The 21,449-nt window shown below is 33.0% G+C and carries 18 protein-coding genes; 17 read left to right on the top strand and 1 reads right to left on the bottom strand.

What is annotated here, in order from left to right; translation table 11 throughout:
• Positions 1-123: 123 nt before the first annotated feature.
• The 4 genes from A8B35_RS16635 to A8B35_RS16620 all read left to right on the top strand — a co-directional run bounded on the left by A8B35_RS16635 (position 124) and on the right by A8B35_RS16620 (position 3,863).
• The gene (locus tag A8B35_RS16635) at positions 124-723 is read left to right on the top strand and encodes a peroxiredoxin family protein (protein ID WP_075603553.1); all 600 of its coding nucleotides are present in this window, start codon (positions 124-126) and stop codon (positions 721-723) included.
• 9 nt (positions 724-732) lie between these two features.
• Positions 733-1,209, top strand: a complete 477-nt coding sequence (locus tag A8B35_RS16630) for a TlpA family protein disulfide reductase (protein WP_083634495.1) — start codon at positions 733-735, stop codon at positions 1,207-1,209.
• Positions 1,210-1,226: 17 nt separating this feature from the next.
• Positions 1,227-2,684 carry a DUF6029 family protein gene (locus A8B35_RS16625; RefSeq protein WP_139314921.1) on the top strand — a complete coding sequence of 486 codons (1,458 nt, stop codon included), beginning with the start codon at positions 1,227-1,229 and terminating at the stop codon, positions 2,682-2,684.
• A 114-nt stretch (positions 2,685-2,798) separates the two neighbouring features.
• A complete protein-coding gene (locus tag A8B35_RS16620; protein WP_075603550.1) occupies positions 2,799-3,863 on the top strand; it encodes a 3-deoxy-7-phosphoheptulonate synthase in 1,065 nt (354 codons plus the stop codon).
• A gap of 39 nt (positions 3,864-3,902) precedes the next feature.
• Here A8B35_RS16620 and A8B35_RS16615 read toward each other — a convergent pair whose 3' ends face one another.
• Entirely contained in the window at positions 3,903-4,760 is an 858-nt protein-coding gene (locus A8B35_RS16615) for a radical SAM protein (protein WP_083634494.1), read from the bottom strand.
• Positions 4,761-5,042: 282 nt separating this feature from the next.
• Between A8B35_RS16615 and ileS the strand changes: the two genes are divergently transcribed.
• From ileS to A8B35_RS16550, 13 genes are all read left to right on the top strand, one after another.
• The gene (gene ileS, locus A8B35_RS16610) at positions 5,043-8,483 is read left to right on the top strand and encodes an isoleucine--tRNA ligase (RefSeq protein WP_075603549.1); all 3,441 of its coding nucleotides are present in this window, start codon (positions 5,043-5,045) and stop codon (positions 8,481-8,483) included.
• 15 nt (positions 8,484-8,498) lie between these two features.
• Positions 8,499-8,876: a TraR/DksA family transcriptional regulator gene (locus tag A8B35_RS16605; RefSeq protein ID WP_075603548.1), complete on the top strand. Its 378-nt coding sequence runs from the start codon at positions 8,499-8,501 to the stop codon at positions 8,874-8,876.
• 112 nt (positions 8,877-8,988) lie between these two features.
• On the top strand, positions 8,989-9,594 hold the full coding sequence (locus A8B35_RS16600) for a lipoprotein signal peptidase (RefSeq protein ID WP_075603547.1): 606 nt from the start codon (positions 8,989-8,991) through the stop codon (positions 9,592-9,594).
• 169 nt (positions 9,595-9,763) lie between these two features.
• Complete coding sequence (locus A8B35_RS16595; RefSeq protein ID WP_075603546.1) at positions 9,764-12,166, top strand: SLBB domain-containing protein; 2,403 nt, start codon at positions 9,764-9,766, stop codon at positions 12,164-12,166.
• Positions 12,167-12,180: 14 nt separating this feature from the next.
• Positions 12,181-13,296 carry a Wzz/FepE/Etk N-terminal domain-containing protein gene (locus A8B35_RS16590; protein WP_171973226.1) on the top strand — a complete coding sequence of 372 codons (1,116 nt, stop codon included), beginning with the start codon at positions 12,181-12,183 and terminating at the stop codon, positions 13,294-13,296.
• Between the two features lie 23 nt (positions 13,297-13,319).
• Positions 13,320-14,327: an NAD-dependent epimerase gene (locus A8B35_RS16585; RefSeq protein WP_075603544.1), complete on the top strand. Its 1,008-nt coding sequence runs from the start codon at positions 13,320-13,322 to the stop codon at positions 14,325-14,327.
• A gap of 20 nt (positions 14,328-14,347) precedes the next feature.
• The gene (locus tag A8B35_RS16580; RefSeq protein ID WP_075603543.1) at positions 14,348-15,865 is read left to right on the top strand and encodes an MATE family efflux transporter; all 1,518 of its coding nucleotides are present in this window, start codon (positions 14,348-14,350) and stop codon (positions 15,863-15,865) included.
• Complete coding sequence (locus tag A8B35_RS16575) at positions 15,862-16,734, top strand: polysaccharide pyruvyl transferase family protein (RefSeq protein WP_075603542.1); 873 nt, start codon at positions 15,862-15,864, stop codon at positions 16,732-16,734. Before A8B35_RS16580 ends, A8B35_RS16575 begins: the two co-directional genes overlap by 4 nt.
• An 8-nt stretch (positions 16,735-16,742) precedes the next feature.
• Positions 16,743-17,885, top strand: coding sequence for a glycosyltransferase (locus A8B35_RS16570; RefSeq protein WP_075603541.1), 1,143 nt, complete (start codon positions 16,743-16,745; stop codon positions 17,883-17,885).
• Between the two features lie 559 nt (positions 17,886-18,444).
• Positions 18,445-18,981, top strand: a complete 537-nt coding sequence (locus tag A8B35_RS16565) for a DUF6261 family protein (RefSeq protein ID WP_075603540.1) — start codon at positions 18,445-18,447, stop codon at positions 18,979-18,981.
• Positions 18,982-19,122: 141 nt separating this feature from the next.
• A complete protein-coding gene (locus A8B35_RS16560; RefSeq protein ID WP_075603539.1) occupies positions 19,123-19,869 on the top strand; it encodes a glycosyltransferase domain-containing protein in 747 nt (248 codons plus the stop codon).
• 16 nt (positions 19,870-19,885) lie between these two features.
• A complete protein-coding gene (locus A8B35_RS16555) occupies positions 19,886-20,725 on the top strand; it encodes a glycosyltransferase family protein (RefSeq protein ID WP_075603538.1) in 840 nt (279 codons plus the stop codon).
• Complete coding sequence (locus A8B35_RS16550) at positions 20,715-21,407, top strand: acyltransferase (protein ID WP_075603537.1); 693 nt, start codon at positions 20,715-20,717, stop codon at positions 21,405-21,407. Before A8B35_RS16555 ends, A8B35_RS16550 begins: the two co-directional genes overlap by 11 nt.
• The last annotated feature ends 42 nt before the right edge of the window (positions 21,408-21,449 follow it).

The raw sequence follows: 21,449 nt of genomic DNA, 5'->3' as shown, positions 1-21,449 counted from the left end.
ATATAACGCAAAGCCCGACCCGCAGGGGCACACCCAAAAAGTCAGTCTCGGTTTCATTGAACTTTATGCTTTCAACCTTTGTTTGTTATTTAGAATGAATATCAATAATTAAATTTTATAGTTATGAAACTAAATAGTGTGATTTTACTCTTCGGATTTTTATTGGTGAGCATGATTTCGTGTGATAAAGGAGATGATGCAGCAGAACAGATGGAGGATGAGATGGAAATGAAAGATCAGGATAGTAATAGTGATGGAGGCGCTAGTGAACCAGATGTTGACGATTCAGGGGATGTAGTTTTGGGTGATGCTGGCGATTTTTCATTGGAAGAATTAAATGGTGGTACTTTTAGGTTATCTGATCAAAAGGATAAAGTAACTGTGCTCTTTTTCTTTGGTAACTCATGTCCTTCATGTAAAGCGGCTGTAAATTCAATAGAAAGTAATTTAGTTGATGCTTATGCTGATAAAGGCGACTATCAATTAATAGGAATTGACGTTTGGGATGGTAATAGTAATGCGGTTAGTGGATTTAAATCAAGTACTAGCGCTTCTTTTAGGTTATTATTAAATGGTTCAAAAGTTGCTGGCGATATGGGTACTACTTATGATAGATTGCTTGTAATTGATAAGAATGGAGATATTGTATTTAAAGGTACAAGAGGAGCATCAAATGATATAGCCGATGTTGTTGCTGTTGTAAATGGGCAATTAAATAATTAATCGACTGTTATGAAAATATGTTTCTCAATTATTTTTTCTGTGTTCTTTTGTGTTTCTATGGAATCACAAACCATTCGTGAATTTAGTGCCACAAGCCTCGATAACAATACTGTTACTTTTTCAAGTTTAAAGGGAGAGGGTCTTACTGTGTTGGACTTCTGGGCATCTTGGTGCAAACCTTGCTTGAAGTCGATGCCATATATTGAAGGTATTTATACAAAGTATAAAGATCAAGGTGTTTCTGTAGTTGGTGTTAATACTGATGGTCCTCGTAGTCAGTCAAAAGTAAAGCCTATTGTAAAAAGCTTGAATATTCATTACCCTATTATTCTCGATATGAATAACAATCTGATGAATGATTTAAATGTGTTGTCTCTTCCTACTTTGTTGATTGTTGATAAAAATAGTAAGGTAATTTATAGACATGAGGGTTTTGTTAAGGGTGATGAAAAAAGGATTGAAGAAGAATTAGAGAAATACTTATAATGCAAAGCCCTTTTAATATGCTTAAATATTTGTGGTCATCATTAATTATATTGTTTGTTCCTATAGTTGTAAATGCGCAATTTAATGGAAGTATGCTAAATGAATATCAATATGGTAATATACCTAGTGATGAGTCTGGTGATTTTAATTCAATTTACACGCGTGCATTATTAGATTATCAATATAAGGATTTTAGGTTATCAACAGGACTTCAGTTATACCAAACGCCTTATCAAGAAAGGAACTACGTAAATCTGTCGAGTGCCCAGCTAAATTATCAAACAGAGAAAATTTCTGTCAATGTTGGCAATTATCAAGAGGTATTAGGAAAAGGATTATTATTGCGCAATTATCAGATTCCGAATGCTGTAATAGAAGATTTGGGTTTTAGAAGTAAACAATATTTCTACACTGATATTTTAGGTGCATCCGCCACTCTTCAGTTAAAGAATATGACGATAAAAGGACTTTGGGGCTATTCTCTGAATAATTTGTATCCACCAACAGAAAGTTGGGAGCAGAGGAGATATGATGAGCTTGCGGGTGCTGAAACTCATTTTAATATAAAAGATCAAAGAATTGGGGTTTCTTTTTTATCAGTGAATAATGAATTGGAAGAAAGCTATTATGGTATGCTTCATAGTGGGGGTAGTTTTTTAAATTACTTTAGTTATTATGTTGGTTATGCGAGTTACCTTGGAGGTAAAGGAAAGGATGACCTGAAAGGAGATTCTTATGCAGCTTATGGAAGTTTAAATGCCTACATCAACTCATTTGGTTTAAGTTTGGAGTATAAAAATTATAAGAATTTCTTACTTGGCGCAGGGGTTAATGAACCGCCAGCATTGGTTAAGGAGCATTCTTATAAATTATTAAATAGAAGTACGCATGTATTACAACCCACTAATGAAACGGGTATTCAATTAGAAGTTTTCTATAATTTAAACTTATTCTCTACAATTACAGCTAATTATACCTTAGCCAACAACGATTTTGGCGAAGATTTAACTTATCAAGAATGGTTTCTTGAATATTCAGGTAGTGTTTTTTCTAATACTGATTTAAAAGTATTTGTTGATTTTGCTCAGGATCCTTTTAAGGGAGAAGAAGATCGTATTTCAATAGGTTCAAGTATTGATCAATCATTAGGTACAAGTTTTGGAGTAGTGTTTGATATAGAAGGTCAGGATTTTACGAGGTATGAAGAGAGTGTGAATAATTTTTATAGCGGCTTAACCTTTCGGTATAAATCAAAGCTATTTTTAGGACTGCAAGGAGAGTATAGTACAGATTCATTTGTAACAGAAGATTCAAAATATTGGATTGGAGGGAATATTCAATACAAGCCACACAATAAACACACGTTTAATGTTTTTGTAGGTGAGAGAAGGGGTGGGCCCGCATGTAGTGCTGGTATTTGTTATGAGGTACTCGATTTTAGAGGTGTTGAGGTGCGATGGGCTGCTCGTTTATAGGATTATGCCTAAACCTTAAATAATTACCCTTATATTTTTGCAAAATATGAGAATTATCAGTTATTTGCGAGCCAAATATAAAGCACATTGGTTTTATACCTTAATACCACATAGATGACTGATAAAAGAATTGAAAATATAAATGTAAATGCCGAGCAGGCCATTATAACACCGAACGAATTAAAAGATCTTTATCCTTTAAACGAAGCAATTATTGCCAATGTTGCAGAAGGACAGGCTACTATAAAAAACATATTAAACGGCGCTGATAAAAGGTTGCTTGTTGTAGTTGGTCCTTGTTCAATACATGATATTGAAGCAGCTAAAGAATATGCGCGTGGGTTAAAGAAGTTGGCAGACGAACTAAAGGATTCCCTTTATTTAGTAATGCGTGTTTATTTCGAGAAGCCAAGAACGACTGTTGGTTGGCAAGGTTTAATTAATGACCCGAAGTGCGATAATAGTTTTAAAATTGAAGAGGGCCTGAAACAAGCTCGTGAGTTATTAATCTATATTGCAGAATTGGGCTTACCGGTTGCTGGTGAGGCACTCGATATTGTTACTCCTCAATACATTCAAGATTTAATATCATGGACTGCTATAGGTGCACGAACAACAGAATCACAAAGTCACAGAAAAATGGCCAGCGGATTGTCTTCAGTTGTAGGGTTTAAAAATGGTACTGATGGAAATATTGAAATTGCCATTAATGCACTAGAATCAGTATCTGCACCACATAATTTCATTAGCATTGAACCTGATGGTAAAGTAGCTGTAATTAGAACTGCCGGAAATCCTGATACACATATTATTTTGCGCGGAGGAAAAAGTCCAAATTATGAAGCTAATGATGTTAAGGCTTATGAAGAACGCTTAAGAAAAGCTGGTTTAGCTGAGCGAATTATGATTGACTGCAGTCATGCCAATAGTAATAAGAGTGCTAAAAATCAAGCATTAGTTTTAAAGTCAATTCAACAACAAATTTTAGATGGTAATAAGTCTATTATGGGGGTTATGATTGAGAGTAACCTCAAATTCGGCAAACAAAAATTATGTGCAGATCTTAGTAAACTAGAATATGGTGTTTCTATTACTGATGAGTGCATTGGTTGGGATGAGACTGAAAAAGAATTAAGAACGTTTGCAGAATCAATAAAAGTAAATTTGTTTGCAAGATAAAGATACCTTAGGTTTTGGCGTTAATATGATGTTGGCGCCTTAACTAATTATCTCATAATTGGCTACAGACTTATTGATTTTGCTATTTTGTTTTTTGAATAAAAACTGAAGTGTATTTTTTCTCCATCCAGTAGCTTTAATGTACTTTTTAAAAGTCATCTCTTCCCATTTATTACCTAATTGCTCTTCTGTTTTAGGTCCAATGTAAGTGTAAACTGCATCGGCAACCTTACCATCTCTATTTTTCTTTTTAAATTCTACATTTGTTGTGTTTGCTAATAGGCGTATATTGTTCTGTGAGCTGTAATCTTTTAAATCTGCGAGTATTTGATTATACTCATCAAATTGACCCTGTTCAATTGCATCAGAATACTTCCCTCCAATATTAAGTACTGGTCGTATTTGTAGTGTTCTGATGTTATACTTCTCAAAAACATTAAAGAAATTTGATAATTCACTTAAGTTTTTATTATTCACCGTGTAGTTAATTCTAATTTCCGGGAACTTAGAATTTGCATCTTCTTTAAAGCGATTGATTCGCTCAAGGGTGCTTAAAAAACGATCGTATTTAGATGTAGTCATAAAGTGCTCATAAGTATCCTTTTTAACACCATGACAGGAAATTGTAATTTCGCTTAATTTTAATTCAATTAGTTCTCTAATTTGATCATCGGTGAGTAGTTGGCCATTTGTTACTATCCCAATATCAGGAACATTGTATTGGCGAGCTAGTCTAACAAGCGAGGTGAAATTTCTGTGAGTAGTAGGCTCTGCCCCACAACCTATGTACACCTGAAAAGCCTTTTTAAAGAGTGTATTGGCAATAGGTGCGAAATCTGATTCTGGTATAATGCCTTTCATTTTTTTACGCTGCTCCATATTGCTGAAATAACACATTTTGCAAAAAAAGATTGCAATTTAGAGATGGATCAATCCGGATAGATAAATGGCGTCGACCCAAAAGGTGAAGTGTATAAACACCCAATAGTTTTATATTGGCGCTTTTAATCTTTTTACTGAGATTGAATAGAGTATAAAAGTTCATGTTCTTTCGTTATGAGCAGCAAATATAAACAAATAGTGATAATCTCCTTTTTACATACTTTAATACATTTGCTTTTACGCTATACTACTTCTATATTTGCACAACTTTTTACAAAATTGTGAATAATAAGAGAAATGAGTAGTAAGTTTAAAGAATACAAAGGATTAGATTTATCTCAAACCAATAAAGATATTTTAAAGGATTGGGAAGCAAATAATGCATTCGAAAAGAGTGTGACTACACGTGAAGGTAATCCTACTTTTGTTTTTTACGAAGGGCCACCGTCTGCGAATGGTTTGCCAGGTATTCATCATGTTATTTCTCGTTCACTTAAAGATATCGTCTGTCGTTATAAAACCCAGAAAGGGTTTGAAGTAAAACGTAAAGCAGGATGGGATACGCATGGTTTGCCGGTAGAACTAGGTGTTGAAAAATCTCTTGGTATTACCAAAGAGGATATTGGTAAAAAAATTACAGTTGCTGAGTATAATGCAGCCTGTAGGAAAGATGTAATGAAATACACTGATAAGTGGCAAGATCTTACTCATAAAATGGGTTATTGGGTCGATATGGAAAATCCTTATATCACTTACGACAATAAATATATCGAAACACTTTGGCATCTACTTAAAGAACTTTATAAAAAAGATTTTCTATATAAAGGATATACTATTCAACCCTATTCGCCAGCAGCGGGTACAGGATTAAGTACACATGAGTTGAATCAACCGGGATGTTATAAAGATGTAAAAGATACTACATGTACAGCTCAATTCAAGGTTGTTAAAAATGATATATCTAATTTTCTTTTTGATGGTGTAGATGGAGAGCTGTTTTTTCTAGCTTGGACAACCACACCTTGGACTTTACCATCTAATACAGCCTTGGCAGTAGGTCCTAAAGTAGCTTACCAAAAAGTAAAAACGTTTAACCCATATACAGGTGAACCTATTATAGTTGTAGTAGCTAAAAACTTAGTTTCGGCTTATTTCAACGCAAAAAATACTGATTTATCATTCGAAGACTATAAGCCAGGTGATAAAAAAGTTCCTTTTCGAGTAATTGAAGAGGAGATCACAGGAGAGCAATTAGAAGGCATCTCTTACGAACAATTAATTCCTTGGATGAAGCCAGATGGCGATGCTTTCCGCATCATCATGGGTGATTATGTTACTACAGAGGATGGTACGGGTATCGTTCATATTGCGCCAACCTTTGGTGCTGATGATGATAGGGTAGCTAAAGTTGCCGGAATTGCGCCACTTATTTTAATAGATAAAGAGGGTAAGCAGAATCCAATGGTTGATAAAACGGGTAAATATTTTCTTTTAGAAGATTTAGATGCCGATTTTATTAAAAACTTTGTTGATGTTGATACTTATTTAGAATATGCTGGCCGCTTTGTTAAGAATGCTTATGATGAAACGTTAACAGATAAAGATCCGTCTTTAGATGTTGATTTATCAGTAATGTTAAAGCAATGTAACAGAGCTTTCAGAGTTGAAAAACATACACATAACTATCCTCATTGTTGGAGAACAGATAAGCCTGTTCTTTATTATCCTTTAGACTCATGGTTTGTTAAAACTACTGCAGTTAAGGAAAGAATGATGGAGTTAAACAAAACTATTAACTGGAAACCAGAATCTACAGGAACTGGTCGTTTTGGAAAGTGGTTAGAGAATCTAGTTGATTGGAATTTATCTAGATCTCGTTATTGGGGAACTCCACTTCCTATCTGGAGAACGGAAGATGGAACACAAGAAAAATGTATTGGTTCTGTTGAAGAATTAGTAACAGAAATAAATAAGGCTGTTGATGCAGGCGTAATGGCTAAAAGTCCTTATGGCGAATTTAAAGCAGGTGATTTCTCAAAAGAAAATTATGATTTAGTAGATCTGCATAGACCTTATGTTGATGAAATTTTCTTAGTTGCTGATAATGGTGAAAAGATGATTCGCGAGGCCGACCTTATTGATGTTTGGTTCGATTCAGGAGCTATGCCATATGCGCAAATGCATTATCCATTCCAAACAAGTAAAGAAGATTTAGTATTTCCTGCTGATTTTATTGCTGAAGGGGTTGATCAAACTCGCGGATGGTTTTTTACGCTTCATGCATTAGGAACTATGTTGTTTGATTCAGTTGCGTTTAAAAATATTATTTCAAACGGTCTTGTTTTAGATAAGAACGGTAATAAAATGTCTAAACGCCTAGGGAATGCGGCTGATCCATTTGAAGTTATCGAGAAACATGGTTCTGACCCATTGCGTTGGTATATGATTACCAATGCGCAACCATGGGATAATTTAAAGTTTGATGAGTCAGGGATTGACGAAGTAAAACGTAAATTCTTCGGGACTCTATATAACACCTACTCATTCTTCTCATTATATGCCAATATTGATGGCTTTAGTGGTAATGAAGCTCAGATTCCAATGAATGAACGTCCTGAAATTGACCGATGGGTTATTTCAGTGCTAAATTCTGTTGTAAAAGAAGTAACTGAAAGCTTTGATGCGTTTGAGCCTACAAAGGCAGGTAGAGCAATTCAAAATTTTGTTACAGAAAATTTAAGTAATTGGTATGTGCGTTTAAATCGTAAGCGTTTTTGGGGAAGTGAATACTCTAATGATAAATTAGCTGCTTACCAAACGCTTTATCAATGTTTAGAAACGGTAGCTATTATTTCTGCTCCAATTGCACCTTTCTTTATGGATCAATTGTTCAGAGATTTAAATGCTGTTTCAGGAAATAATAAAGAAGAATCTGTGCATTTAACTTTATTTCCAGAAGTTAATGTTGGCCTGATTGATGCTGAACTTGAGCAAAGAATGGAATATGCACAAGATATTTCATCAATGATATTGAGTCTTCGCCGTAAGGTGAGCTTAAAAGTTCGTCAACCATTACAAAAAATAATGGTGCCTGTTTTAGATTCTTCATTCCAAACTCAATTAGAAAAAGTAAAAGATTTAGTACTTTCAGAGGTAAATGTGAAGGAGCTAGAGTTTCTTACCGATACTACCGGGGTTTTGGTTAAGAAGATTAAGCCAAACTTTAAAACTTTGGGACCTAAATATGGCAAAATAATGAAGCAAATTGCTGCCGTTGTTAATCAAATGGGTCAAGAGGATATTGCAGCAATTGAGCGTAATGAAAAGATGAATCTAACTATAGCTGATCAAGAAGTTGAGTTATTGTTAGAGGATGTTGAGATCATGTCTGAAGATATTCCAGGGTGGTTAGTTGCAAATGAAGGAAAGTTAACTGTAGCCTTAGATATTAACATAACAGATGATTTACGTCAGGAAGGAATTGCCAGAGAATTTGTAAATCGTATACAGAATATTAGAAAGGATTCAGGTTTTGATGTAACAGATAAAGTTATTGTTGAAATTCAGAAAAATGACATTATAAATAATGCCGTAATTAACTATAAAGATTATATTGCGGCTCAAACATTAGCAGATAAAGTTAAGCTTGTAGATTCAAACTGTGAAAATAACAGTATTGTTGTTGAGATAGAAGCAGGTGTTGAAATTTACATTGCAGTAAAAAAACAAGTTTCATAACAAAAAACTACCACTATGGCTGAAAAAACAAAATATTCTGATGCAGAGTTACAAGAGTTCAAAGACATAATCAATGGTAAATTGGATAAAGCCAAAAAAGATTATGAACTTTTAAGAAATACCATTACGCATGGCGATGGTAATGATACTCAAGATACATCCCCTACTTTTAAAGTTTTAGAAGAAGGAGCATCTGTATTGTCTAAAGAAGAAGCTGGTAAGCTAGCTCAACGTCAATTGAAGTTTATTCAGCATTTGCAAGCTGCATTAATCCGTATTGAGAATAAATCATATGGTGTATGTCGTGAAACTGGAAAGTTAATCTCTAAAGAGCGATTACGTGCAGTGCCTCATGCTACATTGAGTATAGATGCCAAAAAGAATCAAAAATAGATTTCTTAAGTTCTTAATGGATATTGAAATCTAAGATTATTATAAACTTATTCTGTGTGGTAGCGGCTATTGAAACCAAAAGTCTGCTGCCACATTTCTTATTTACAGAGGTATGTTATCATTATTAAAACGCCCAATTGTTATTGTGGCTCTTGTGTTAATTGTTGATCAAGCATTAAAGATATGGGTTAAAACCAATATGATGCTTGGAGAGGAGTTTAATATTATTGGCGATTGGTTTATTATTCATTTTATTGAGAATAATGGTATGGCTTTTGGAATGGAACTAGCTGGTAAGTTTGGTAAGGTTCTGTTAAGTGTTTTTAGAATAGTAGCTGTATTCGGAATAGGATATTATTTATATCAACTAACTAAAAAGAAAGCACCAACGGGTTTAATTGTAAGTATTTCACTTGTTTTAGCAGGTGCATTAGGCAATATAATCGATAGTGCATTTTATGGCTTGTTGTTTAGTGATAGTTATCCGCAAGTAGCTACGTTTCTGCCCGAAGGAGGAGGTTATGCATCATTTTTGCACGGAAAAGTCGTGGATATGTTTTACTTCCCGCTTGTAGATGGCTATTTTCCTGATTGGGTACCATTCTGGGGAGGTGATCATTTCGTTTTTTTTAGACCTGTGTTTAATGTAGCAGATTCCGCTATTTCTATTGGGATAGGGATTTTGTTACTTTTTCAACGCAACTATTTTAAAGATTAAACATCTGTTTGGTGTTATTAGATTACGAAGTTTATAATAATTATATAAAAGCATGTAGTACTACATGCTTCCTTTGTGTGGGTAGTTTATTGATACTTTGTGTTTAAAGTGTTAAATTGGGTCGGAAGTTGGATTGACTAAGGGCTTAAGTAATTGATTTTTTAGTAAAATGAGAATTAAGTTTTCTTTTCTGTTTTTATTTTTTCTATGTTTTTTTCTTTCAAAAAATGTTGTTTCACAAGATATTGATCCAGCAACTGTTGATGTTGGAGCTTTAAGTGATGATCAAATTCAGCGGATTATTACAGAAATGGATAGTCGTGGAATACCTGAGCAAGAAGCTATGGCACTTGCTAAAGCACGAGGGATGTCCGACGATCAAATTCTTCAATTACAGCAACGAATTCAGGAGTATAAACTTGCTGGTGGGGGAAGTGCTCAAATCGGAGACTTGCCAGAGCCAAAAGTATTTGCAGAGGGGGAGGTTAGTAAGAAAGAAGTGATAGAGTCAACTGTTGTTGAAGAAAAAAGATTATTTGGATATTCATTCTTCAATACTGATAAACTTACGTTTGAACCCAATGCAACTGCACCAATCCCTTCATCTTATATAATTGGCTTGCGAGATGTACTTATTATTGATGTCTGGGGAAATTCTCAGATGAATTATCAACTAACTGTTGATCAAAATGGGAATGTTAGTATCCCTGAAATAGGTCAGGTGATGATTGGGGGTATGACATTTGAAGATGCCGAAATAAAGATTAAATCAAAGCTTAACAGAATTTATGCAGATTTGTCATCTGACAATCCAAAGACCTTTGCGTCAGTTAGTATTGCTCAGATTAGAGCTGTGAGCGTTAATGTAATAGGGGAGGCTTCTAGTCCTGGGACCTATATAGTACCAGGAACAGCTTCTGTTTTTAGTGCTTTATACCTAGCTGGAGGTCCTAGCGAAAATGGTTCTTTTCGTGATATAAAGCTTATTCGTGATGAACAAGTAATCCAGAATATTGATATATATGAGTATTTAATTAAGGGTAAAGCTAAAAATAACGTTACACTTCGTGATGGTGATATTATAATAATAGAGCCTTATCGTCAAAGAATTATTATTGAAGGACAGTTTAAAAGAACGGGTCTTTTTGAAACAAAAAAAGGAGAAACGGTTACGGATGTTGTTGAGTATGCAGGTGGCTTTAATGAAAATGCTTATACACACAGGTTAGAACTTTACCGTAAGAATGGTAGAGATCAGGAATTCATAGATGTGCTTGAAGATAATTACAGTAAAATAGAACTGGCAAATGGCGATAGTATTGTTGCAGGAAAGGTTTTAAACAGATTTCAAAATATTGTTGCTATCACAGGTGCTGTATACCGACCAGGGAATTATGAAATAACAGAAGGTCTGACATTATCAAAATTAATTGAGAACGCTGATGGCTTGCGTGAAGATGCTTTTTTGGAAAGAGGAGTTATAACTCGCTTAGCAAAAGATTTCACTTTAACTAGTATTTCTTTTGATGTTGCTGATGTTGTAAATGGTGTAATTGATTTTGATATTCAGAAAGATGATAATATAAGTATTTCTTCAATACACGACTTACGTGAGTTCAGAACTGTTGAGATTTATGGTGAAGTTAAAGAACCTGGGCCTTTTAATTATAAAGAAGGCATGACTCTTAGTGATATCGTATATGAATCAGGAGGGTTTTTAGAATCAGCTTCTGAAGCATACATAGAGGTTGCTCGTAGGTTGGGTAAAGAAGAAGAAGCTACCTTAACTGATAAAGTAGCTCAGGTTTATCAAAAACAAATTTCCAGAGACTTAAAACTGCTAGGTAATGATGGTGACTTTGAATTACAACCTTTTGATAAAATATTTATACGTCAATTACCTGGCTTTGCCAAGCAGTCCGTTGTAACTCTATCAGGAGAAATAGCTTATAGCGGACAATATGCTTTAACAACTCATAAAGATCGTGTTTCTGATTTGATCGCTCGATGTGGTGGTTTCTCAGCTAATGCTTACCCTAAAGGAGCTATGTTAACCCGCCAAATAGAGAAGGATACTAAAAATGTAATGCTGAAGAATGAGCTAATATCACGAAGTACTGATGTGAAATCTACTAGTTTAGATTTTGAAGTTGTTGGAATTAGCCTTGATGAGATAATGAAGAACCCTGGAGGTAAGGATGACGTATTTTTACTAGATGGGGATGAAATATTTGTACCTCGAAAAAGCCAAGTGGTTAAAGTAACTGGCGAAGTATTAAATCCTATCTCATCAACTTATACTAAGGGAAGAAAGCTTAAGAAGTATGTTAGCGGTGCAGGAGGTTTTGCTGTTCAAGCGAAAAAGAATAAGGTATATGTGGTTTACCCTAATGGAACAGCTAGTGATACTAAAAGTTTCTTAGGGATTAGAAAGTACCCAAAAATGGAACCAGGTGCGGAGGTAATTGTACCTACAAGGGCACCAAGAAATGCCGCGACGGTTGGAGCATGGGTAGGTATACTTACTAGTGTAGCTACATTAGGATTAACCATTTCTAATATTGTTAAGTGATAATGAAGACCAAAATGCAACAGGGAGGATCAAATAAAATAATTGAAGGTGATCATTTAAACATAGTAGCTTTGTTGGAAGCATTATGGTATGGAAGAAAAATTATTTTTAGGTTTATTATTAGTTTTATTGTTTTTGCTCTATTTATAGTCATTTTCGGCCCTGAAAAATATCAAGCCCATGCTACTATTTTACCCTCAAGTCAACAAGGCACAATTAATATTGGAGGAGGTGGTGTCGGAGCTTTGGCTGGTATGGCTGGGATTGATCTTAGTTCCATGATGGGAGGTAGCAATAGTGATGGTATTAATGCTGAGGTATACCCTCAGATTGTGGAGAGTTATCCATTCAGGAATGAGATGATACATCACCCTTTTCGGTTCAAGAAATACAAGGATCCTGTTTCTATGTATGAATATACGGTTGCTGATACTATTTTGAGCTTCACGGATAAGCTATTAAAATATTCTATAAAATTACCATGGACCGTTAAAGAGCTTCTGATTTCTAGTAATGAGTTAATCGACACGGTAAATTATGGCGTCATTAATCTGTCAGAAACAGAATATAATGTTTTAAATAGTTTAGATAAATTTTTCACAATTGAAGTAGATGCAAAAAGTGGCTTAGTTAATATTAGTGCGGAAGATACTGAACCAATCCTAGTTGCACAGAAGTTGCAAAAAGGATTAGACTTATTGCAGGAATATGTAAAAAAACATAAAACCAAACGAGAACAACAGAATGTTGATTTTTTAGAAAATTTATATGAAATAAAGGCGAAAGAATATAAACAAGCTCAAATTGATTTTTTTGAATATAAGGATAAACATCGGAATACTGTATTTGAGAGGGCTAATTTCGAATTCCAAGAATTAAGTGATAGGTATGATATTACTTCTTCCATTTATAAGAGTGTGGCAAATCAATTAGAGACGGCCAAAGTTACTTTGATTGAGAATACACCAATTTTTACTGTTATTGAACCCGTACAAATTCCAAAAGTAAAGTCATGGCCAAAAAAAATATTATTATTATTTATTAGTGTTTTCTTTGGATTTATTTTCGGGAGTTTATGGGTTTTGTTTCGAACACAGGTTGCTTTATCATTCATGAAGATTACTAAATAGATCCTCAATATTTTTGAATTAATATGAAAATTCTTATCACTGGCTCAGCAGGTTTTATCGGTTATCATCTTGCTCAATCCCTTTCAAATGAAGGTTGTAGTATAGTTGGGATCGATAACATTAATGATTATTACGATGTTAATTTGAAATATGCACGACTTAAGCAGTTGGGTATCTGTAAGGATAAAATTATAGGTAAATCTTTAGTAAAGAGTATAAAACATTCAAATTATCGATTTTCTAAAATCGACTTATGCGATAAAGAATCTTTAGTTGATTTGTTTAAGGAAGAAGGTTTTACACATGTTGTTAACCTTGCGGCTCAAGCGGGTGTTAGATATTCAATTGAGAACCCTGATGCCTATGTTCAGAGTAATGTAGTTGGTTTTTTAAATATACTAGAGTGTTGTAGAAGTTACAAGGTGAAACATTTAATATATGCATCAAGCTCTTCTGTATATGGACAGAATGCTAAAATACCATTCTCAGAGAGTGATCAGGTTGATAATCCGGTGAGTTTGTACGCAGCCACAAAGAAGAGTAATGAGCTAATGGCGCATACTTATAGCCATTTATATAACTTGCCAACTACGGGCTTAAGGTTCTTTACTGTTTATGGTCCTTATGGTAGGCCTGATATGGCACCAATGTTATTTGCAAATGCCATTACCAAAGGTGAGCCTATTAAAGTTTTTAATAATGGTAATATGGAACGTGACTTTACATATATAGAAGATATAGTAGAGGGAATAGTTCGCGTTGTAAAGCATAATACCGTGGCATCTGATACGTTATATAGAATCTTAAATATAGGCAACTCAAAACCTATTAAATTGTTGGATTTTATCAACATCATGGAGTTTGCTATTGGAACTAAAGCTAATAAAGTAATGTATCCTATGCAGGATGGAGATGTTAAAAGAACATATGCAGATACTACTGAGCTGAAGAATTTAGTGGGTTATCAACCTAAAACATCACTTGAAGTTGGTGTAAAGGAGTTTATTAGTTGGTTTAAGAAAGGGTATTAGTAATTACATATTTATTAAGAATGGGAGTTAGTGAAAGGGCCGTGAAAAATACTGCTTATCTGTATGTTCGGATGATAATTTCCATGTTTGTTGGATTGTATTCTGTACGATTAGTGCTAAACGCTTTAGGAGAAGAGGATTATGGTATATTTAATTTGATTGGTGGTGTTATAGCAATGTTTACATTTCTAAATGGAGCTATGATAGTATCTACTCAAAGATATTTATCATACTATATAGGAAAAAAGGAATTAAATAAATTGTCATCTGTTTTTCAATCAAGTTTGGTAATAAATTTTCTGATTAGTATTATTATGTTAGTAATAATGCAGGTTGCTTTCATATTTTTGTTTGATGGGTTTTTAAATATTGAGGTTGATCGAATAGGGTCTGCAAAAATTGTATATCAAACTACGGTTTTTAGTGCCTTCTTTATTGTTAATGCAATTACATTTGATGCTGCAATAATTGCTCATGAAGATATCCACGTTGACGCTATAGTTGGAATTTTAGAGGCATTATTAAAATTAGGCGTTGCTATTTCTCTTTTATGGATTACTGATTATTCTTTAGAGATTTATTCAGGGTTATTGCTTCTTACAATTATTATCTCACGCTTGATTAAGGTTTTTTTTTGTTATTATAAGTATCCAGAATATAAGTTTAAAAAATATGACGTCAGTAGATCTCTTGTAATAGAAATGTTATCATTTGCCGGATGGAATACCTTTGGCGCAGCTTGTGGAATTTTTAGGCAACATGGATTGGCGATAATCTTGAATCTATTTTACGGAACTGTAATAAACGCTTCATTTGGTATTTCAAATCAAATTAATGGGCAAGTAAAAGGATTTTCTGAGAACATGCTTAAAGCTTTACGTCCTCAGATTATTAGTTCAGAAGGGGAGGGAAATCGTGTTAGGATGCTTGATTTATCATTAAAGGCATGTAAGTATAGTTTTTTGTTGTTATTCTTCATAATACTTCCTATAGTGTTAGAAATGGAAACAATTTTGACATTATGGCTAGGAACGCTATCCAAGAGCGTGGTTATTTTTTGTAAGTTAACATTGTTATTATCACTTGTAAATACTTTAACTGTTGGATTGCAAACAGCCCAGCAATCAATCGGTAATATAAAGTTATATCAGTCAATAATCGGAGGTGTAATATTGACGACTCCAATCTTTGGCTATTTGGTTCTGAAATCTGGGGGATCCCCGCAATCTGTGTTATATGTCGCTATTTTAATAGAGTTCTTAGCATGTTGCTTGAGGATTCTTTATCTTAATAAGTTTTCAGGCTTATCCTTAGTAGACTATCTTTATAAAGTACTACTACCGATAATTTTTATAGTTTTAATTGGGTCTTCTATAAATATTTACATTAATGGAGTTATTCATCTAACTGGTTTTATTAGGGTTCTATTGGTTTCTGTAATATCATCTATATCATTAATAATATTGGTTTATTTTATAGGTATGGACGTTCGCGAGAAATCTTATATTCATTCATTGATATCTAGAATTAAGATATGAGTAAAATAGTTGTAAAAAGTGATCAGTTAATACGAAATGTTGCTGCAAGATTGGACCTCGTTAAATCCAAGGGTGTTATTAATTTGCATCGTTGTGATACAGAAAATGTTGGGGATTTGGTTTGTGCCCCCTACTTATACTTTGAAGAATTGAGTCAGTTCAAGATTGTTGATATATTAGGTTCGTCGATACAAAATCCTACAAAAGCTCTGAGTTGGTATAAAAGTATAATGTACAATGATATTATACTTGGAGGAGGTGGGCTATTAGATAGAGCTTCTTTTAAAGAAACCATAGGATTTATTAATGAACTATTAAAGAAGGGTAAAAAGGTTGTGCCTTGGGGTATTGGACATAACTCCCCAATTCTAAGCCCAACATCGCTATATTTTAAGCAAGTATTACCTTATAAACTTATAGGTGTTAGAGATTTCGAAATCGCAAATACGAGTTGGGTACCTTGTGTTAGTTGCATGCATGAATCCTTTAAATCAGTTGAAACTAATGTCACATCTGAATTTGGCGTTGTAATTCATGAGCATATTAATATTAGTAACATAAATAAAGATATGCGCGTACTTCGAAATAATTCATCGTTTAGTGAAATTGTTAATTTTATTGCATCTGTTGAAAAGGTTATTACAAATAGTTATCATGCAATGTATTGGGCAATGCTTTTGAACAAACAAGTATTTGTAATTCCTAATTCATCAAAAATGTTTGGGTTTAAGTATAAACCAATATTTATTAAGGATACCAATGAAGTGTATAAGTCTAGAGTAAGACATGACTATAGCGGAGTGTTAGAAGAGTGTCGCATGCAAAATATTCTGTTTAAGGACAAAGTTTTTGATTACCTAAATATTTAAGAGTTATTATGCTTAATCTTTTATATGATTTATCAGCCACGCAACCCACACCAGAAGCAAGTTTTCACGGAGGTAGTGAGTATTCAAAATATATTTTTTTTGAAGCCATTAAGCGCAGACTCAAGTTTGATGTATGTTTAAATTCAAATTTTGGAGTACACCCTGAAATAGAAGAGGCTCTTGAAAAACATGATATTACCGTAAATTACTTTGTAAATAATCAGGAATTAAAACATTTTATTGAGGGAGCTGATTATCATCGATTTTATTCCGGAATGCCATATCGATATGAGGACTTTTATTTTAAGAATGTAAAGTTTTATATGACCATACATGGTTTGCGTGAATTAGAAATGCACTCATTAAAAGAATTAATACCATATGTAAATAATCCTGTATCCAAAGTAATGTTATTGCTCAAACACCTGTTGGGTTATAATAAAAATGTACAACAGTCACATAATTCATTATCTAAGCTTTTATCTATAAAAAATAAACATATTATAACCGTTTCGAAACACTCTTTATATTCAATATGTAATTTTTTTCCCGATGTAAAACCTGATGAAATAACAGTATGCAATTCTCCTTTAGATCTTACAAAGTATAAATATGAAAATAACAACGAGGGTAAATACTTTTTATTGGTTAGTGGCAATAGGTGGATAAAAAATAACTATCGAGCTATAAAGGCAATTGATGCCTTATATGAGAATAGACAAGTTTCACAAATTAAAACAATAGTATTAGGATGCAACGATATCGACTTCAGTAAAGATGTTGTACATAAAGATATGTTTACTTTTTTACCGTACGTATCAAAAAAAGAATTGGAAATATATTTTCAGAATGCATTTGCATTTATCTACCCTACCTTAAATGAAGGTTTTGGTTACCCACCCTTGCAAGCTATGAAATATGAGGTACCGGTATTGGCATCTGCTATATCTAGTGTTCCTGAAGTATGTAAGCAAGCGGCACTATATTTTAATCCATTTTCAATAAGTGAAATATCTAATCGGATACTTCAAATTGTAAATGATAGGGAATGTAGAGCTATGCTTATAAAAGAAGGAAATTATCGTGTCAACACATTAAGAAAAGAACAAGAACTAATGCTTAAAAATATGGTAGACACGATTTTTTTATAAAAGCCTATTTATCTTGTTGATATTAGGCTGATGTAATTACTCTATTTTAAAATATGAAGCCAGCTCTAAATCATATTTTCAGCAAAAGTTATTTTTTTTCAATATCCAAAATAGATTCTTTGTATTTTATATGCATTGTGCATAATCTAAAATTGCTTATTAAGCGATAAACAAGTACGTCAAAAATCTAAAATATATTTGAAAGGAGCTATAGATTAACCTAGCAATCTAATTTAGATTACTACAATTGCTAGGTATTTCCGATTAATCTAAAAAAGATTATTGTACATATACAACTTTAAATAAAGTTGTGATAATGAGCATAATTATTATCTTTAAAAGAATTAAACCTTTAAAGATAAAATATGGAAACTTTAAATTATGCCCGAATTATAAACAAAGAGTTACAAACTTACGCCACAAAAGTAAAAACCATTTTTACCAATGCCTAGCTTTCTGTTGAAGCCAATGATGATATTCAATTTATTTTTGTCCCCTTTGTAAAAAAATAGATGCCTTTGAAGCTGCTGCTTTATCAGTAAATGTATGTTACACCGGTGTGGGCAAAAAAGAGCTTGATAACGAACGTGATAGTGCATTTATAGGCCTGCGCGGTATGGTTAGCACCTTTAAGTACTCAGCCAATGAAGCACAAGTAGCTATTGCTGAGAGCTTGGAAGCCATAATTCGTAAGCATGGTTGGAACTTAAATCAAATGGCTTATGCTAAGCAATCTGCCGGAACCCGTAATTTGTTAGCAGATATAGCTAACAATTTTACTAAAGAAGAACTTCAAATGATTTATGCCGACACTTGGGTTGAAGCCTTAGATGCAAATCAAAAGATATACGAAGATTATACGCTTAAGTTGAACGAAGGCAAAGCCAGTCAGGGAATTTCGCAAACAGAGTTAAAAAAAGAGTTGATAATGAGTTGTACCGATATTGTTGGTTATTTACCCTATTTAAACAGAAAAATTATAGATCCTAACCTTCGAAATTTAATTGATGATATAAATAAGCTAATCATTGATACTAATGCGATTATTAAATCTCGGGAAACTAAAACTTCAAAAGTATCTATTGAAACTAGTTGAAAGTAGCGAATTACATTTTTAATTAGTTTCTTTGCAAAATAATCTCCATTTATAATATATAAACGGAGATTATTTTTTTAATGAAATATGTAATCAATTATTATTGAGTGTCATATTCTGTGTGTTATTCAAAAATAATAAATGAATAAAAAAGTTGTTTATACTTGTTTGGTTGGGGCATATGATATCCTAGAAGAACCCCATATTAGAGATGGGTGGGATTATATCTGTTTTTCGAATGATTATGTTGCTAGCCCAGAAAGCATCTGGACAATCTTACCCATACCTAGTGAGTATGACGATAATGTGATTTTATCGCGATATGCTAAACTGTTACCACATCGGGTTTTATCGGATTTTGAATACAGTGTTTATATTGATGCTAATTTGAGTATCGTAAATGAACTGTTTTTTGATCAAATTGATAAACTAATTCAATCAAACACCACTATAGCAATAGCAAAGCATACCCAACGTACTTGTATTTATCAGGAAATAGAGGCTTGTTATAAATTGTCAAAAGAGTCATACAAAAATTTAAGTAATTGGCATAAATACTTAAAAGGTGAGCAATATCCTGATAAGAACGGATTGCATGAGAATAACATTATTTTCAGAAGACACAATGATTTAAGATTGATAGAAATGAATGAGTATTGGATGTTGATCTTCACCAAGTTTGTAAAAAGAGATCAATTGTCGCTAGAATTTGTAGCTTGGAAATATAACATTCCTATTAAGCCATTATTTTATGAAGGGTTTAATTCGCGAAATTGTGATTTTTTAAAATTTTCATTGCACAAAGAAAATTTTATTCAAAAACTACAAAGAAAGTATCGTGAGAATAGAAATCAGTTTATTTTTTTTATTAGAAGAGGACTAAAGTAATACCTAGCAATATTTTATGATGGTTGAATCTAAACAAATTAGTTTATTAATTTTGGTAGTATTATATAGGTGTGATATTACAAAATCAGAAACTATAAAATCATTATCTTCCTGCAATCGAATTTTACCAAAAGATTACCATATAGTTGTTTGGGATAATTCACAACAAAGGCAAAGTGATACAGAGCTAGAATATTTAGATAAAAGCTTTACAAGTTCAGAATATCAATGTATTGGAGAAAACTTATCTTTAGCAAAGGTATACAATAGTATTATAAATAAGTATAAAGGTAGATTTCAGTTTATAAATATATGGGATCAAGACTCTGAAATATCAGAAAATTATTATAACGAATTCAACTCACTTTTAAATAACAATAAAGTAGGGGTTTATTTGCCACAAGTTTATCAAGGAGACTTATTAGTAAGCCCAGGTTTAATGGGAGTATTTAGAGGTAGATATTTGAGAAATAAAAGGCTTGGTCTTATTTCTTCCAATAAAATAATTGGTATTAGTAGTGGTTTAATAATTGACGCAGATGTTTTAAATAATGTATCCTTTGAGGAGAATTTGAATTTATATGGTATTGATACCTGTTTCTTTCTTGATTATGCAAATAAATACAATTCATTATACGTTCTGAAGTATCAACTTAAACATAGTATGTCAGCTTTTGAAGAAGAACCTGTAGAGAAAAAGGTGATGAGGCATAATGACTGGAAATATTCAATGGCAGAAGTTGCTAAACGAAAAGGCTTATTTTCTGCTTTATTAATTAAAATTTATGTATTTGTTGTATCGGTAAAAGTTTCAATAAAATACAAATCTAATACTATGTTCAATAATGCTATATAGTTTATTACAATATTTAGTTCGCAAAATTAAGGGCGAAAAATTTAGTTTAGATAAAAATATACCCTTAAGCTATTATGCCGCATTGATAGTTGAATTTTCAATAGCATTTGCTAGAGGCCTACTATACTTCCCATTGCGAAAGGGAAAAGTGTTTATAAAAAAGTCTGCTGTATTAAAAGCTCGTTCATTAATTAATTATAGAAATGCCTTGGTGATTAATAGAGGATGCTATATTGATGCCTTGTCAAAGGAAGGTATCGTATTTGGAGATAAATGCTCAGTTGGTAAATATACTTGTATTGAATGTACGGGCTCTTTACAAGATATTGGTTTAGGATTAAGTGTTGGAGACCGAACGTCTATCGGAAGTCACTCGTTTCTTGGTTGTGCAGGAGGAGTAAGTATTGGTAATGATGTTATAATGGGAAATTTTGTATCCATACATTCCGAAAACCATAATTTTAATAATTCTAGCATAAGTATACGTAAACAAGGGATTAATCGAATTGGTATAAAAATTGGTAATAACTGTTGGGTGGGTGCTAAAGTAACTATCCTTGATGGAGTGGTTGTTGAAGATGGATGTGTTATTGCCGCAGGTGCCTTACTTACCCAAGGGCTGTATTTGAGCAATGGCATTTATGGAGGAGTTCCGGCTAAAAGAATAAAAAACCGTTGTTAGTACACGCAACTATTTATAAAAAAATAACATCATAAAAAAGTA

Source organism: Saccharicrinis aurantiacus, assembly GCF_001660705.2.
In the GTDB taxonomy this organism is placed as follows: Bacteria; Bacteroidota; Bacteroidia; order Bacteroidales; family Marinilabiliaceae; genus Saccharicrinis; species Saccharicrinis aurantiacus.
This window is presented reverse-complemented; position numbering and strand designations above follow the sequence as displayed.